We start from the raw sequence: 16,036 nt of genomic DNA, 5'->3' as shown, positions 1-16,036 counted from the left end.
GTGGACCAGATCGAATCCGAAGCCCGTTTTGTCCTGCCTCAGCCTTTCACCCGCTGGTTTGCGGAAAAGGGTTGGCGGCCGCGTGCGCATCAGCTGGAACTGCTGGCCCGCGCCGAGGCAGGCGAGAGCACGCTATTGATTGCGCCGACCGGCGCCGGCAAGACGCTCGCGGGCTTTCTGCCGTCGCTCACCGATCTTGTTCGCCGCGGCAGGCTCCCACCGGGCTCGGCCTTTACCGGCATCCACACGCTCTACATTTCACCGCTAAAGGCGCTCGCTGTCGATATCGAGCGTAACCTGATGACGCCCGTCGAGGAGATGGGGCTGCCCGTGACGGTCGAGAACCGCACCGGCGATACGCCCGTCGCCAAGCGCCAGCGCCAGAAGCTGAACCCGCCCGACATTCTGCTGACGACACCGGAGCAGGTGGCGCTACTGCTTGCCAACCGCGAGGCCGAGCGGTTCTTCAAGGACCTGAAATACATCGTTCTCGACGAGCTGCATTCGCTGGTGTCGTCGAAGCGCGGACACATGCTGTCGTTGGGGCTGGCGCGGCTGCGGCGGCTGGCGCCCGACCTGCAGACGATCGGACTGTCGGCAACCGTCGCCGAGCCGATGGAACTGCAGAAATGGCTGGTGGCGCAGCAGGAAGGCGAGCAGCGCCACGCCGGGATTGTCACCGTCGAGGGCGGGGCCAAGCCTGACATTTCGATCCTGTCGACCGAGGAGCGCATTCCCTGGTCCGGGCATTCGGCGAAATACGCGATCCCCGACGTCTACAAGCAGCTGCTCGAACACCAGACAACTCTGCTCTTCGTCAACACCCGGAGCCAGGCGGAAATGCTGTTTCAGGAGCTGTGGACCATCAACGAGGACAATCTGCCGATCGCGCTGCATCACGGCTCGCTCGATGTCGGCCAACGCCGCAAGGTGGAGGCGGCGATGGCAGCCAACAGGCTCCGCGCCGTCGTCGCCACCTCGACGCTCGATCTCGGCATCGACTGGGGTGATGTCGATCTCGTCATCCATGTGGGCGCTCCCAAGGGGGCGTCGCGGCTTGCCCAGCGTATCGGTCGCGCCAACCACCGGATGGACGAGCCGTCCAAGGCGATCCTGGTGCCTGCCAACCGTTTCGAGGTGATGGAATGCCAGGCAGCGCTTGACGCCAACTATATTGGCGCGCAGGACACGCCGCCGGTCGGAAAGGGCGCACTCGACGTGCTGGCCCAGCATGTGCTCGGTATGGCCTGCGCCGAACCTTTCGACATGCTGGAGCTCTATGACGAGGTGGTTAGCGCGTCACCATATTCTGATCTCAGCTGGGAGACCTTCGAGCGTATTGTCGATTTCGTCGCCACCGGCGGCTATGCGCTGCGCACCTATGAGCGCTATGCCCGCATCCGCAAGACCGCCGAACGGCGTTGGCGCGTCTCCAATCCGCAGGTGGCGCAGCAGTATCGGCTAAATTTGGGCACCATCGTCGAGAGCCCGATGCTGAATTTAAAGATGGTCAAGCGTGGAGAGAGCGGGCGTATCGGTCGCGGTGGCGCCACGCTCGGCAAGATGGAAGAGTATTTCTTCGAACAGCTGTCACCCGGCGACACCTTCATTTTCGCCGGAAAAGTGCTGCGCTTCGAGGGCATTCGCGAAAACGAGGCGCTCGCCAGCCAAGCCTATTCCAACGACCCGAAGATCCCGTCCTATGCCGGCGGAAAATTTCCGCTCTCCACCTATCTTGCCGATCAGGTGCGTTCGATGCTCGCCGATCCCGACCGCTGGTACCGGCTGCCGGATCAGGTGCGCGATTGGCTGGCGGTCCAGAAGGAGAAATCGATCCTGCCGAAGCGCGACGAGCTGTTGGTCGAGACCTTCCCGCGTGGTAGTCGCTGCTACATGGTCGCCTATCCCTTCGAAGGCCGGCTTGCACACCAGACGCTCGGCATGCTGCTCACCCGCCGGCTGGAGCGGGCGGGTGCCAAGCCGCTCGGCTTTGTCGCCACCGACTATTCGCTGGGCGTATGGGGTCTCGAGGACATGGGCCTGATGATCCGCAACGGTCGTCTCAGGCTCGCCGATCTGTTCGACGAGGACATGCTCGGCGACGATCTGGAAACATGGCTCGACGAATCTTTTCTGTTGAAGCGCACCTTCCGCAATTGCGCCGTGATTGCAGGCTTGATCGAGCGTCGGCATCCGGGCAAGGAAAAGAGCGGACGGCAGGTGACCGTTTCGTCCGACCTGATCTACGACGTGCTCCGGACCCACGAACCTGATCACATCCTGTTGCAGGCGACGCGGCAGGATGCGGCAACGGGTCTTTTGGACATCGGCCGGCTTGGCGATATGCTGAGGCGAATCAAAGGGCACATCACCCATCGCGCGCTGGAACATATCTCGCCGCTGGCCGTGCCTGTCATGCTGGAGATCGGCAAGGTGCCGGTGCATGGCGAGGCTCATGACGCGGTGCTGGCCGAAGCCGCCGACGACCTGATCGCCGAGGCGCTGTCTTGAGAATCGTCAAAGGCCTGAGAACGAGGAACGAACCGACGTGATCAACAGGCTGGCGCTGGCGCGGGAACTGAACGGAGTGGCGGCCATGCCGGGCGTCGAGACGTCTGTGCGCGGGGCGGCGGCCGTCTGCGATCCGCTCGGCGGGCTCTACCTGCCGGATTCCGGCATCCTCGTCGTCTCCGATCTGCATCTGGAAAAGGGAGCGGCCTTTGCCCGCCGCGGCATGATGCTGCCGCCCTACGATACGTTGGCGACGCTTACAATCCTGTCGGCGGTCATCGCCCGCTACAATCCAAAACTGGTGATCTCGCTAGGCGACAATTTCCACGACCGCATCGGTTCGGCGCATCTGCCGGAGACGTTCAGAGCGCTTATTTCGGATATGGCGCGTGGCCGCGAGTGGATCTGGATCAACGGTAATCATGATCCTGACGGTACCGTCGACCTGCCGGGCACATGCGCCGACGAGTTGCGCCATGGCGGGTTGACCTTCCGGCATGAGCCCAAGGTCGGGCTGCAGAGCGGTGAGATCGCCGGTCACCTGCACCCGTCCGCCACGGTGCGGCGACGCGAGAAATCCGTTCGCCGGCCATGCTTTGCCACCGATGGCGCCCGCCTGCTGATGCCGGCTTTCGGCGTTATGAGCGGTGGGCTCGATCTGCGCCACAAGGCGATGAAGGGATTGTTCGACCAGCCGTCGCTGATCGCGCATCTGTTGGGCCGCGACAGGATCTATTCGGTCCGGTTCGGGAATCTGGCGGGATAGCGCCGGTCAAAAGCCGCCGAGAAATCCAGGCCGGCTGGCTATTCCAGCCTCGCCCTTGCGAGAATTGGTCGCTGACGGCAACTCACGGCACCACACCTTGCCAAGGGGTGGTGCTCAGTTGCACTTGCGCAGCTGCTGCTCATATGTCGCCGCCATGTTGGAGAAGCGCTGCGCCGTTTTCTGCAATTGCGCATTCGAGCGCCAATCTCCGCGCATGTATCCCTTCGGTCCGGAATAATAGGCAAGATACAGGCTGTAGGCGTCGTTCAGCTGAATGCCGGTCACCTGGCCGTTCTGCGCGTGGTACCAGCCGATGAAGTCGATCGCGTCGGCAAAATTGGTGCGCCGCGCCGCCCAGTTTCCGGTTGCGGATTGGTAATGGTCCCATGTGCCGTCGAGTGCCTGCGAATAGCCGTAGGCTGTCGAAGGGCGTGTCCACGGAATGAAACCGAAAAGCTTGGTGCGTGGCGGTCGTGCATTCGGCTGGAAGCCTGACTCGGTATACATTGTCGCCATCAGGATCGGCACCGGTACGCCGTATTTCTTCTCTGCTCGCACTGCTTCGCGCTGCCAGTCGGTGAACAGGCCGTCGCGCTGCTCGAACACGGCGCAGATATCCCGGGTCTGACGAGGGGCGGTGGCGCAACCGGCAACAAGTGCCAGGAGCACGAGGGCAAGGAGGGTACCGACACGCATTGCAAAAAACCTCTCGTTTCCGAGAGATTGCTAGCCCGTAAATGTTAACGAGGGGTTTTTAGACGAATGCGAGCTATCGCCGGGCGTCAGTCATTGACAACGGGCTTGGCCGAATGCTCATCGGCCTCGGCCGCACGAAAAACAACCGCTAGGCAATCGTCGCCGGTTCGTAGCGAAGGATGACTGCGCCCTTGGCCGTCTTCGTCACATCGAGCAGTTTCATCGGCAGTTGTTTGTCGGCCGGTTTGAAAATGGGATTGCCGCCGCCGAGGACTACAGGGACGATGCAAAGACGGATCTCATCGACCAGGCCTTCCTTCAGCATCGAATCCGCAAGCTCGGCGCTGCCGAATCGGCACTCTTCATCGTCCGCGATACGGCGATCTTGGCGATGCCGTTCATGTAGGTTTTTATCTTCTCCTCGCCTTCCGCAGTCGGCCAGTAGGATGCCATACCCTCATAGGTCTTGCGACCGAAGACCAGGAGATCGCCGTCCTCGCCGAACTGTTCGGCGTACTTCTCGAGTTCCGGTCCCCAGGCGAGATTGTGGAACTCGATATCCCAAGGCTTGGAGCCTTCGAAATAGCCATCGAGCGTCATCAGGTTCCATACAACAAGCTTTCTCATCCCGGTCGTCTCCCTTTGACCGTTCAACTGTTACTTCAAAACTGATTGCGACCGTCGCCCACATAGGCGCTTGGGTTGCTTGCGAATGTCGGAAGAGCTGTCGATCCGTCCCGAGTGTCTGGAGGAACTCTTGCGTGACTGGCCGAGGCGATCTTGAGGCTGTCGCGCGCTAAGCGACCAGGTCAATCCTTGCGGAACACTACGCTGGCGCCCCAGCCGGTCACAAGTGCCAGGAAGACCGAAAAAAGACCGTAGGCGATCGGCTGTTCATGTGCGGCATCAGTGATGGTCTGTTCGATTCCGGTCTTGATGACACGAAGGGGCAGGGATTTTTCGGTAATGAACTTGCCGCTCTTGAAGAGGTAGGCACGTACGGTGTGAACGCCATTGGGGATGTTCGCCGGCAGACGCAGGCTCGCCTTGAAGAGATTGGAACTGACGAAGCGCACGCCGCTCGGATCCCGATCGTAGAGGCCGCCCTTCTCCTGTAGCCTGCGGAAGGCCTGGCGGAATTCACCGAGGTTGCTGGCGTTGCCGACGAAGCCGACCGGCGTCAGCGGAATGTGATCGATGCCGATTCCCTGATCCGTCAGGTCGAGAGGCGTCGTTATGTCGTCGAGCATGCGCGAACTCGACATCGAATAGGAATGCGGCACGGTTTCGAATGTCATCGAGCGGGTGTTGATCCAGATTCCGAAGACACGTTCTTTCCGGCGCACAGTCGCATCCTCGCGCGGCCCTTCCAGAACGACGATCACATCGTATTGGCCGATCGCCAACAACAGACTGTCGGTGTTGGCAACGGCACCGAAGACCGTCAGGTCAGCGCCGTGGAAGTCCGAGGTAATGGCGATTTCGCTGGTGGACGTGCCGATCTCCAGCCTTTCACCGGTTCCCTGCGTCGCTTGGTCCGGCAGCATCATCTGCGCTTCCGCGAGCTTCGGCAGCAGCAGGAGGGAGAAGAGCAGGGCGACGAGGAGCTTGCGCATCAGTTGCCCCCCATGACGACCGAATAGATATCGGCAGGTGTCACGACCAGCGCCACCGCCAGTCGAAGGCCGACGGCCAACACGAGGAGGCCGAGGAGCGCCCGCAGTTGTTCGCCGCGCAGCTTCTGGCCGACGCGAACGCCGTACTGCGCACCAATTACGCCGGCGATCATCAGCATGAAGGCGAGCACGATATCGACGGAAAAGTTGGTTGCTGCCTGAACGACCGTGGTAAAGGCTGTCACGAAGATGATCTGGAAGAGCGACGTCCCGACCACGACGTTGGTGGGGATTCGCAGGAGGTAGATCATTGCGGGTACCATGATGAAGCCGCCACCAACACCCATTATCGACGTCAGAATGCCAATCCCGAAGCCGAGCGCGACAACCGGAATGATACTCAGGAAGATCTTGGATTTCTTGAACCGCATCTTGAGCGGCAGCTTGTGGACCCAATGGTGATGGCCCGGCCGCCGCGGTGTCGGCGGGATATTCCTGGCCGAGCGACGCATGGCGTTGACACTTTCCAGTAGCATCAGGCTGCCGACGGTGCCGAGGAAGAAGACGTACATCAATGAGATAAAGAGATCGAGCTGCCCGAGACGTCTGAGAAGGGAAAATATCCAGATGCCCAACGTGGCCCCGGAGAGGCCCCCCGCAAGCAGGACGCTGCCCAGCTTGACGTCGAGCGTGCCGCGCCTGAAATGCGTTATGGCGCCTGAAATCGAGGACGCTACGACCTGATTTGCGCCGGTGGCCACTGCAACAACCGGCGGAATGTTGTAGAAAATCAGCAGCGGCGTGATCAGAAACCCGCCGCCGACGCCGAACATGCCCGATAGGAAGCCGACGGCTGCTCCCATGCCGAGAATGATGAAGATGTTCACCGACAATTCTGCGATAGGCAGATAGATTGTCACAGCCGACCTCGAATTGTGAACTGCCCCCGCCGGGCAGGCGTTGCAACGTCCTGTTCGAATGGCGCATCCTACGGTGAAATCGTTGCCAGAGGCTTTCGATAAGCGACACGGAGCCCCTCGATAAGCAAACGATCCCAGATAATCAGGCTTTTTTTGAGTTCTGTGGCGATGAAGCGACACACTTGCGGGTCCGCGGCCCTGACCGATCGGCCGGGGACATCAGCGCATTGAAAGCCATCCGTGCTGCGTCTAGGCTCAACCCGAAGCAAACATTCGGGGATTCTCGTGACGGCAGGCTTTCGACTTCTCTGGCTGGCGACAGCTCTGGTCTCGGCCCCGATGACCGGGCACGCGGAGTGGCAGGCGACCGAGGAGGTTCGCACCTACGCCATCACAGGCAACTCCGGTGCCTCGCTTTATGCGTCGATCGGCGAACGGGGCCCCCAGGTTGGCGGAAAGACGCGGGTCATCGCCTATACCACGTTCAAGCTGACGTGGACGAGGAAGTATGAACCACAGGGCAATGCCTGCGTTCTCGTCCTGGCAAAACCGAAGCTTACAATCACCTACATGCTGCCCAAGCCCTCCACGCCGCTATCCGGCCCGGTCAAAGCCAGTTGGCAGACTTTCATCGATGGCGTTCAGAAACATGAAAAGGTGCACGGGGAAACGATAAAGGACATGGTTCGCTCCATCGTCACGACTAGTGTCGGCTTGTCGGCAGATGACGATCCGCAGTGCCGCAAGATCAGGGTGGATCTGCAGAAGCGCCTCGGAGAGCTATCGGCCAAACAGCGCCAGCTTGGCCGCGACTTCGATGGTGTCGAAATGGGCGAGGGCGGCAACGTTCACCATCTCATCCTGAAGCTGGTGAACGGACCTTGATCGCGCTGCTATTTGTCAGTTGAGCCCGGCGACGACCGGTGCGAGATGCGGCCATACTTCCAGTGCGCCGCGGTAGATCATGTGGAGTGCGACATAGAGGATGATCGCCAGGCCCACATAAGCAATCCAGTGGTAGCGGTTCAGCAACCGCGCAATGAAGTTCGCCGCAATACCCATCATGGCGATGGAAAGCACAAGGCCGATCACCAGGATGGTCGGGTGCTCGCGCGCCGCTCCGGCCACAGCCAGCACGTTGTCGAGCGACATCGAGACGTCGGCGATCACAATCTGGGTGGCCGCCTGGAAAAAGGTCTTTCGCGGCGCTTGCGAGTCCCCGTTGGCAACGCCCTCCGGATCCGCGGCGCCATTGCGCATTTCGCGCCACATCTTCCAGCAGACCCAGAGCAGGAGAATGCCACCGGCGAGCAACAGGCCGATGATATCGAGGAGTTGCACGGTGACGCTCGCAAGCGCGATGCGAAGAATGGTGGCAGCAAGGATACCGACCAAAATCGCCTTCCGTCGTTGATCTGTCGGCAATCCGGCTGCCGCAAGACCGATGACCACCGCGTTATCGCCAGCGAGTACGAGGTCGATGAGGATGACCTGCAGGAGCGCCAGCAAACCGGCGGATGTGAAGATTTCCATAATGCGATAGTTCCCCGAAGTATTTGGACCTGCGTCGCCAACGCATAAATTATTGCTGAACACCGGATCAAGTGGCGTGAGGCATATTGCGAGAAAGATTCACGCCAATCGATCAGGTGCGCAGCGACGACGCTTTTTAATTCCAGCTTCCCAGAGGTAGGGCACCATGTTTCGATTTCACCCCGTCAGTCCATTTGGGTGTGAGCCGGCAATTGCCGAGCTGGACCTATCGGGCGTGCCCGGATGTTGCTGCCTTTGATGGCGCGCGTACGACACGACAGGTCCCCAAGCGAGCCTTGGGGACCTGTCTGCACATCTATGCCGAAGCAGCTCGCTATGCCGCCTCTTTGGTGCCGGGATAAGGATTGAACCGGCTGTAGAACGTTTCGCCCTTCGCCGCCATTTCCTGCAGCAGGGCCGTAGGCTTGAAGTGCGATCCGTTAGAGGTCGCTAACTTTTCGCAAAGCTCTACAAAGGCGTTCACACCCATGCCATCGATGTAGGACAGCACGCCGCCGGTGTAGGGCGCAAAGCCGAAGCCGAGGATCGAGCCGACGTCGGCCTCGCGCGGATCGGTGACAATCCCCTCTTCCATGGTGCGGGCGGCTTCGAGCGCTATGGTGACGAGGAAGCGCTGTATGAGGACGGAGACATCGATCTCATCCGCCTTCTGTTGCGGATAGAAGGTCTTGAGCTCGGGCCAGAGCGACTTCTTGGCCGGCTTTGCCGGATAGTCGTAGAAGCCCTTGCCGTTCTTGCGGCCGCGGCGATCGAGGTCATCGACCATCCTGTTGATCAGCGCCAGATGCTTCGGATCGACGGCAGCTTCGCCGAGATCGGCTACGGTTGCCTTCAGGATCTTCTGGCTGAGATCGATCGCCACTTCGTCGTTCAGCGACAACGGCCCGACCGGCATGCCGGCCATCTTGGCCGCGTTCTCGATCATTGCAGGCGGCACGCCTTCGATCAGCATGTCGTAGGCTTCGTGGATATAGCGAAAGACGCAACGGTTGACGAAGAAGCCACGGGTGTCGTTGACAACGATTGGCGTTTTCTTGATCGCAGCGACGTAATCGAGAGCGACAGCGAGCGCCTTGTCGCCGGATTCCTTGCCGAGGATGACTTCGGTCAGCATCATCTTCTCGACCGGCGAGAAGAAGTGGACGCCGATGAAATCGACTGGGCGACTGGAGTTCTTGGCAAGGCCCGAGATCGGCAGCGTCGAGGTGTTGGAGGCGAAGATCGCGCCCTCCGGCAGCACCGCTTCGACGGCCTCGATGACGGCCCTCTTGACTTCGCGGTCTTCGAAGACCGCCTCGATGACGAGATCGGCGTCCTTCAGGTCGGAATAATCGGCCGATGGCGTGATGCGGGAAAGCAGAGCTGCACCTTCGTCTTGCGTAAGGCGTCCTTTACCGACGGAGTCTTTCACCAGGCCCTCGCCGACGCCCTTGCCCTTGGCGGCCGCTTCCATGTCGCGGTCGATCAAGGTAACGGCAATGCCGGCTGCGGCGGTCACGTAGGCGATCGAGGCACCCATGAAGCCGGCGCCGACGACACCCACCTTCTTCAATTCCGTCTTCGGGATGCCGGCGGGGCGGCGAGCCCCCTTGCCGAGCTCCTGCATGGAGACGAAGAGCGAGCGGATCATCGAGAACGCCTCGGTGGTCTGCAGGACTTCGGTGAAATAGCGTTGCTCTATCTTGAGAGCCGTATCGAAAGGCACCTGCAAGCCCTCGTAGACGCACTTCAGGATCGCCAGCGCGCCCGGATAGTTGCCTGCCGTTTCGCGACGCAGGATCGCCGGTGCCGCCGGCCAGAGCTGGGCTGCCGCCGGCGTCCATATACCGCCGCCGGGGGCCTTGAAGCCTTTTTCGTCCCAAGGCGCGACAGGCTTCAAACCGTCCTTGATCAGCTGCTTCGCCGCGGGGATCAGCTGATCCGGCTCGACCACCTGATGTACGAGATTCATCGCCTTGGCGCGTGCTGGCGTCAGCGACTGGCCTGTGGTCATCATCTGCAGGGCCGACTGGGCATCGGCTAGGCGCGAGACGCGCTGGGTGCCACCTGCGCCGGGAAAGATGCCGACCTTGACCTCGGGGAGCGCGATCTTGACGCCCTTCGCGTTCGATGCAACGCGACCGTGGCAGGCGAGCGACATCTCCAGCGCACCGCCCATGCAGGTGCCGTTGATGGCGGAAACCCACGGCTTGCCACAGGTCTCGAGTTTGCGAAACAGGCCGGTAAGGCGACCGACAAGATCGAAGAGTTTCTGCGCGGCGGTATCAGGGCTGCTGGCCTTCTCGTCCCGATACAAGCTAAACATCGACTTGATCATCGAAAGGTCGGCGCCCCCCGAGAAGCTCGACTTTCCCGAGGTGATTACAACGCCCTTGACGGTGTTATCGGCAACTGTCTGGTCGATGATGGCGTTGAGCTCATCCATCACGTCTGTCGTGATGACGTTCATGGATTTGCCGGGCATGTCCCAGGTGACGAGGGCGATGCCGTCTACGTCGGTTTCGACGGTGAAATTGGTGTAGTTGGTCATGATGGGATTCCTCTTCCCTGAATTTCCCAAACTGTCAAAAGGCGCCAAGAATGTAGCAAAGCCAGGCAACCGACCCGATCAGCACGGCCAAGGTGACCCAGGTGTCATGGTCGATCGGCATCGCGCGCCCTCAGACCCGTTCGATAACCGTTGCAGTGCCCATGCCCGCGCCGATGCAGAGCGTCACCAGCGCGGTGTTGAGATCGCGGCGCTCCAGTTCGTCCAGCACCGTGCCCAAAATCATCGCGCCGGTGGCGCCGAGCGGGTGGCCCATGGCGATGGCGCCGCCGTTGACGTTGATCTTGTCGTGAGGGATGCCAAAAGCCTGCATGTAACGAAGTACGACGGCGGCGAAGGCTTCGTTGAGTTCGAAGAGGTCGATGTCGGCAAGCGTCATGCCCGTGCGCTTCAGCAGCTTTTCGGTGACGTCGACGGGGCCGGTCAGCATCAGCGCCGGATCGGAACCGATATTGGCGAAAGCCTTGATGCGGCCGCGGGGCTTCAGGCCCATGCTTTCGCCGCCCGCCTTGGAGCCGAGGAGTACAGCGGCGGCGCCATCGACGATGCCGGACGAATTGCCGGCGTGGTGGACGTAGTTGATCCGCTCGATCTCCGGATGCGCCTGGATGCCGACGGCTTCGAAGCCCCCCATTTCGCCCGGCATCTGGAATGACGGATTGAGGGACGCCAGAGCCTGCATGTCGGTGCCGGGCCGCATGTGTTCGTCGTGGGCAAGAATCATCAGGCCGTTCTGATCCTTGATCGGGATCACCGAGTTCTTGAAGTAGCCCTTCTCCCAGGAATTGGCGGCGCGCTTTTGGCTCTCGACGGCGTAGGCATCGACGTCGTCGCGGCTGAAGCCGTATTTGGTGGCAATGAGATCGGCCGAGACGCCCTGCGGCATGAAATAGGCGGGAAAGTTGACCGACGGATCCATGAACCAGGCACCGCCGGACATGCCTAGACCAACGCGCGACATGCTCTCGACGCCGCCGGCGATCACAATGTCATCGGCACCCTGAGCGATCTTGGCCGCGCCGAAGTTCACCGCATCGAGGCCGGAGGCGCAGAAGCGCGAGATCTGCATGCCGGGAGCCTTGGTGGAATAGCCGGCCTCGAAGGCGGCGCCACGCGGAATCACGGCGCCTGCTTCCATGACGGGATCCACGCAGCCCATAATGATGTCGTCGACTTCCGCCGTATCGAGCCCGTTGCGGTCGCGGATCGCTTCCAGCGTCTTTGCGGCCAGGCGCACCGACGGCACCTCGTGCAGCGAGCCGTCCTTCTTGCCGCGGCCGCGCGGTGTGCGGACGTGGTCGTAGATGAAAACCTCGGTCATGTCTCTCGTCTCCCTAGCGGCAGTGATGCCGGTGAATTCTGCGCATCAAAACGCGTCGGCGGCCAGTGTCATGAGCGTTTCCGCTCCGGCCTCGACGCGGGTCTTGCGCAACGCCGTCTCGGGCATGATCCGCTCCATGAAGAACCGTGCGGTTACCAGCTTGTTGCGGAAGAAAGTCTCGCGCTCGGTGTCCCCTGCGGCAAGGCCATCCTCGGCTGCCTTCGCCATTTTCGCCCACATATAGCCGAGAATGACGAGGCCGAAGAGATGCATGTAGTCGGTCGAGCCGGCACCGGCATTGTCGGGCTTTGCCATTGCATGCTGCATGAACCACATGGTTGCAGCCTGGGCGTCGTTCAAGCCCTTCTTCAGGTTCTTGGTGAAGAACGCCATCTGCTCGTCGTTGCGGTTTTCCTCGCAGAAATCGCCGATCTCCTTGAACAGCGCCATGACCGCGCGGCCACCGTTCTGGCCGAGCTTGCGGCCGACGAGGTCGAGCGCCTGGATGCCGTTGGCGCCTTCGTAGATCATCGCGATGCGGGCATCGCGGACATACTGGCTCATACCGTGTTCTTCGATATAGCCGTGACCACCGAACACCTGTTGGGCCATGACGGCATGGTCGAAACCCTTGTCGGTCAACACGCCTTTGAGGATCGGAGTGACGAGACCGAGGATGTCGTCTGCCGTCTGCCGTTCCTTCTCGTCTGCCGAGCGGTGGGCGATATCCGATTTCAGCGCCGTCCACAGCAGGAATGCGCGACCAGCCTCGTTGAAGGCGCGGATGGTCATCAGCGAGCGACGAATATCCGGGTGCACGATGATCGGGTCGGCCTTCTTGTCAGGCGCTTTCGGCCCGGAAAGCGAGCGCCCCTGAATGCGCTCGCGGGCGTAGTTTGCCGCATTCTGGTAGGCGATTTCAGAAATCGCCAAACCCTGCAGGCCGACACTTAGGCGCGCCTCGTTCATCATGACGAACATGGCACTGAGGCCCTTGTTCTGCTCACCGATGAGAAAGCCGGTCGCTTCGTCGTAGTTCATGACGCAGGTGGCGTTGCCGTGGATGCCCATCTTGTGTTCGACCGCGCCACAGGAGACGCCATTGCGGGCGCCTACCGAACCATTTTCCTGGACAATGAATTTCGGGACGATGAAGAGCGAGATACCCTTGGTCCCCTCAGGCGCCCCCTCGATGCGGGCGAGAACCAGATGCACGATATTGTCCGTCATGCCGTGTTCGCCGGCGGAGATGAAAATCTTCTGTCCGGAGATCTTGTAGCTGCCATCGGCCTGTGGCACGGCCTTGGTGCGCAGCAGGCCCAGATCGGTGCCGCAATGCGGCTCGGTCAGGTTCATCGTGCCCGACCATTCGCCGGAGACCATTTTAGGCAGGTAGGTCCGCTTTTGAGCGTCCGAGCCGTGCACGAAGATAGCGGCGATCGCGCCCTGCGTCAGGCCGGGATACATCATCAGCGACATGTTGGCCGCCGAGGTGTACTCCCCGACCGCTGCGTGAAGCGCGTAGGGAAGTCCCTGGCCACCGAATTCCTCGGGAACGGCAAGACCCGTCCAGCCGCCCTGACAATAGGCGTCGTAGGCCTCTTTGAAGCCCTTAGGCACGGAGACCGAGCCATCTTCGTGACGAGTGCAACCTTCCTGGTCGCCGGAGTAGTTTAGCGGGAAAAGGACTTCTTCGGCGATTTTTGCCGACTCGCACAGAATGGCCTCGATCATGTCGGGCGTGGCGTCCGCAAAGCCCGGCAGATTGTTGTAACGCTCGAGACCCAGCACGTCGTTCAGCACGAAGAGCGTGTCATTTATCGGGGCCTTGTAGACTGGCATCGTTCGAATTCCTCCAATTCGGCACGCCGGACGAGGCCGGCACTTGAGAGTCTCTTACAAAATATTGACGTTTGCGTAAACGTCAATTTTGTAGCGTCGCGAATTTGTGAGCGGATTTTGACAGATGCTGTCGGGCGCGGGTTGGTCAAGCGCCACATGGCAAAGCTCCAGCAAGCCTATCGCTAAGGCAGCGGTAGTTCGGCATTCTCTGCCGGCTGCCACGATCGCGCAGTTCAAGTGACAAAACCTTGAAGAGGTGATTATGAGGGCGCTATCTTTCTGGGTGAGCCGCGTATAGAAGTCATCCAGACCCATTTCATGGACGCTTTATGACTTCTACAGCCGCTTTCTTCCGTTCCAGCCTGCTCATGCTCGCCGTTGGCGTCCTGATACTGTTCGGAATTGTCGGCTCATCTCTCTGGCTTGTGCAGACCAATCGGTCTTACTCGGAGGAAACGGCTTCGCTTCGGCGCGTCCGTAGCTCAATCGTCAATCTCCTCACCAGTGTTCAGGATGCTGAGACCGGGCAGCGTGGGTTTCTTCTGTCGAGCGATCCCGCCTATCTCGCCCCCTACAACACGGCGTTGGAGGAGCTGCCGACGCGTCGGAAGACTCTGGTCGATAACGTATTGCCGCTTCCGACCTATGCTTCGCAGCTCGACGCTTTGAATGCCGCCATCGATGGCAAGATGAAGGAGCTGTCGACGACGGTGGCGCTCACCAAGGATGGAAAGCTGGCCGAGGCCGTTGCTGTCGTTCGCGACGACGCCGGGCGAGAGTTGATGGACGCAGTCCGCGCCATTCTCGGCGATTTTTTGCAGCAGACGGATGACAGATTGCGTGTGCTGGTCGAGGCGCAACTGTCTGCGGCCGACAATCTGCAGTGGGTCACTATCGTGGGCGCGATCGCCATCCTGCTTGTGCTGGGCGGCGCGATCATGATTATCGTTCAGCATGTACGCGACCTTGCAGCGGCGACCGAGGAAGTTGAACTCCTGAACGTCGGGCTCGAGACGCGCGTCAATGAGCGTACGCAGGATCTGATTCGCGCCAACCAGGAGATTCAGAAGTTCGCCTACATTGTCACGCATGACCTGCGCGCCCCGCTCGTCAATATCATGGGCTTTCTCAGCGAGCTCGATACCGCGACGAAGGCGGTTTCGGCCTATGTTCTCGCCGATGGCAAGACGCCGACAGCAGAGGAAGTCTACGAAGCGCGGCGTGCCGTCGAGGAAGACCTGCCCGAAGCGCTCGGCTTTATCCGTTCATCGACGCGAAAGATGGATTCGCTTATAAACGCAATCCTGAAGATCTCCCGGGATGGCCGCCGCAAGTTGCAGCCCGAGCGCATTGACCTGAAGGCGCTGATCGATACGGCAGCCGCAAATGTTCACCACCAACTCGTGGAGACCGACGGAACCGCGGAAGCCCGCGTTCGCGTCGGCGGCATCATCACCGATCGCTTCTCACTCGAACAGATATTCGGCAATCTCTTCGACAATGCGGTAAAATACCAGGTGCAGGGCCGTCCATTGACATTGAACATCGATGCTTATCCCGACGGTCCGGGACGCGTCAGGGTCGACGTCAAGGACAATGGCCGAGGTATTGGCCCCCAGGATCTTGAACGCGTCTTCGAGCTCTTCCGCAGAGCCGGCGACCAGGATCAGCGTGGAGAAGGCATCGGTCTGGCGCATGTGCGCTCGTTAATCCGAAATTTGGGCGGGGATATTACGGTGAAGTCCGAACTTGGGCAGGGCAGTACCTTTATTCTGACACTGCCGTCCGACCTCACCAAGATTGTACGGAGTATGGAACTATGAAGGCTACAGGCAAGGAAGTCACGATCGTCATGGTCGAGGACGATGAGGGGCATGCCCGTCTTATAGAAAAGAACGTACGCCGCGCTGGCGTCCACAATGAGATCGTCCCTTTCACCCTTGGTAAGAACGCGCTTGACTACGTGCTGGGCCCGAGCCGCGATGGGTTGGTCAGCAAGGACAGATATCTTCTCGTGCTGCTCGACCTCAATCTGCCTGACATGTCCGGCCTCGACATTCTTGCGCAGATCAAGGGCAACGAGCACACCCGCCGTCTTCCGGTCGTCGTGCTGACGACGACGGACGACGAACGGGAGATCCAGAAATGCTATGATCTCGGGGCAAACGTCTATATCACCAAGCCGGTGGACTACGATGGATTTGCAACGGCGATCCGCAACCTCGGCCTTTTCTTCTCAGTCGTTCAAATTCCCTGACGAGC

Annotated in this window: 12 protein-coding genes and 1 pseudogene; 5 read left to right on the top strand and 8 right to left on the bottom strand. The window is 60.5% G+C overall.

What is annotated here, in order from left to right; translation table 11 throughout:
* Both ASC90_RS00385 and pdeM read left to right on the top strand, forming a co-directional pair.
* Positions 1-2,511 (top strand): ligase-associated DNA damage response DEXH box helicase, encoded by a 2,511-nt coding sequence (locus ASC90_RS00385; protein ID WP_056534162.1) that lies wholly within the window; start codon positions 1-3, stop codon positions 2,509-2,511.
* Between the two features lie 37 nt (positions 2,512-2,548).
* Entirely contained in the window at positions 2,549-3,277 is a 729-nt protein-coding gene (gene pdeM / locus ASC90_RS00380; protein ID WP_200950825.1) for a ligase-associated DNA damage response endonuclease PdeM, read from the top strand.
* 114 nt (positions 3,278-3,391) lie between these two features.
* Here pdeM and ASC90_RS00375 read toward each other — a convergent pair whose 3' ends face one another.
* The 4 genes and pseudogenes from ASC90_RS00375 to ASC90_RS00360 all read right to left on the bottom strand — a co-directional run bounded on the left by ASC90_RS00375 (position 3,392) and on the right by ASC90_RS00360 (position 6,509).
* Positions 3,392-3,973, bottom strand: coding sequence for a transglycosylase SLT domain-containing protein (locus ASC90_RS00375; protein WP_056534159.1), 582 nt, complete (start codon positions 3,971-3,973; stop codon positions 3,392-3,394).
* 148 nt (positions 3,974-4,121) lie between these two features.
* Positions 4,122-4,600 (bottom strand): annotated as a pseudogene (locus ASC90_RS00370) (dihydrofolate reductase family protein).
* 182 nt (positions 4,601-4,782) lie between these two features.
* The gene (locus ASC90_RS00365) at positions 4,783-5,589 is read right to left on the bottom strand and encodes a TIGR02186 family protein (protein WP_056534156.1); all 807 of its coding nucleotides are present in this window, start codon (positions 5,587-5,589) and stop codon (positions 4,783-4,785) included.
* Positions 5,589-6,509, bottom strand: a complete 921-nt coding sequence (locus ASC90_RS00360) for a sulfite exporter TauE/SafE family protein (RefSeq protein WP_056534153.1) — start codon at positions 6,507-6,509, stop codon at positions 5,589-5,591. Before ASC90_RS00360 ends, ASC90_RS00365 begins: the two co-directional genes overlap by 1 nt.
* Positions 6,510-6,848: 339 nt before the next feature.
* Between ASC90_RS00360 and ASC90_RS00355 the strand changes: the two genes are divergently transcribed.
* Positions 6,849-7,394, top strand: a complete 546-nt coding sequence (locus tag ASC90_RS00355) for a DUF922 domain-containing protein (protein WP_156392820.1) — start codon at positions 6,849-6,851, stop codon at positions 7,392-7,394.
* A gap of 15 nt (positions 7,395-7,409) precedes the next feature.
* Here the strand turns inward: ASC90_RS00355 and ASC90_RS00350 are convergent, their stop codons facing one another.
* From ASC90_RS00350 to ASC90_RS00335, 4 genes are all read right to left on the bottom strand, one after another.
* Entirely contained in the window at positions 7,410-8,042 is a 633-nt protein-coding gene (locus ASC90_RS00350; RefSeq protein ID WP_056534150.1) for a TerC family protein, read from the bottom strand.
* Between the two features lie 334 nt (positions 8,043-8,376).
* Complete coding sequence (locus ASC90_RS00345) at positions 8,377-10,593, bottom strand: 3-hydroxyacyl-CoA dehydrogenase NAD-binding domain-containing protein (protein ID WP_056534147.1); 2,217 nt, start codon at positions 10,591-10,593, stop codon at positions 8,377-8,379.
* Positions 10,594-10,723: 130 nt separating this feature from the next.
* The gene (locus ASC90_RS00340) at positions 10,724-11,932 is read right to left on the bottom strand and encodes an acetyl-CoA C-acetyltransferase (RefSeq protein WP_056534144.1); all 1,209 of its coding nucleotides are present in this window, start codon (positions 11,930-11,932) and stop codon (positions 10,724-10,726) included.
* 45 nt (positions 11,933-11,977) lie between these two features.
* The gene (locus tag ASC90_RS00335) at positions 11,978-13,774 is read right to left on the bottom strand and encodes an acyl-CoA dehydrogenase C-terminal domain-containing protein (RefSeq protein ID WP_056534141.1); all 1,797 of its coding nucleotides are present in this window, start codon (positions 13,772-13,774) and stop codon (positions 11,978-11,980) included.
* Positions 13,775-14,103: 329 nt separating this feature from the next.
* On the opposite strand from ASC90_RS00335, the gene ASC90_RS00325 reads away from it, so the two are divergent.
* Positions 14,104-15,597, top strand: a complete 1,494-nt coding sequence (locus tag ASC90_RS00325; protein WP_156392811.1) for a CHASE3 domain-containing protein — start codon at positions 14,104-14,106, stop codon at positions 15,595-15,597.
* The gene (locus tag ASC90_RS00320) at positions 15,594-16,031 is read left to right on the top strand and encodes a response regulator (protein ID WP_056534135.1); all 438 of its coding nucleotides are present in this window, start codon (positions 15,594-15,596) and stop codon (positions 16,029-16,031) included. The genes ASC90_RS00325 and ASC90_RS00320 overlap by 4 nt, the downstream gene beginning before the upstream one ends.
* Positions 16,032-16,036: the final 5 nt, after the last annotated feature.

The sequence above is a fragment of the Rhizobium sp. Root1220 genome, assembly GCF_001426265.1.
In the GTDB taxonomy this organism is placed as follows: domain Bacteria; phylum Pseudomonadota; class Alphaproteobacteria; order Rhizobiales; family Rhizobiaceae; genus Rhizobium.
The sequence above is the reverse complement of the archived record's forward strand: the minus strand, read 5'-3'. Positions and strand labels throughout refer to the sequence as shown.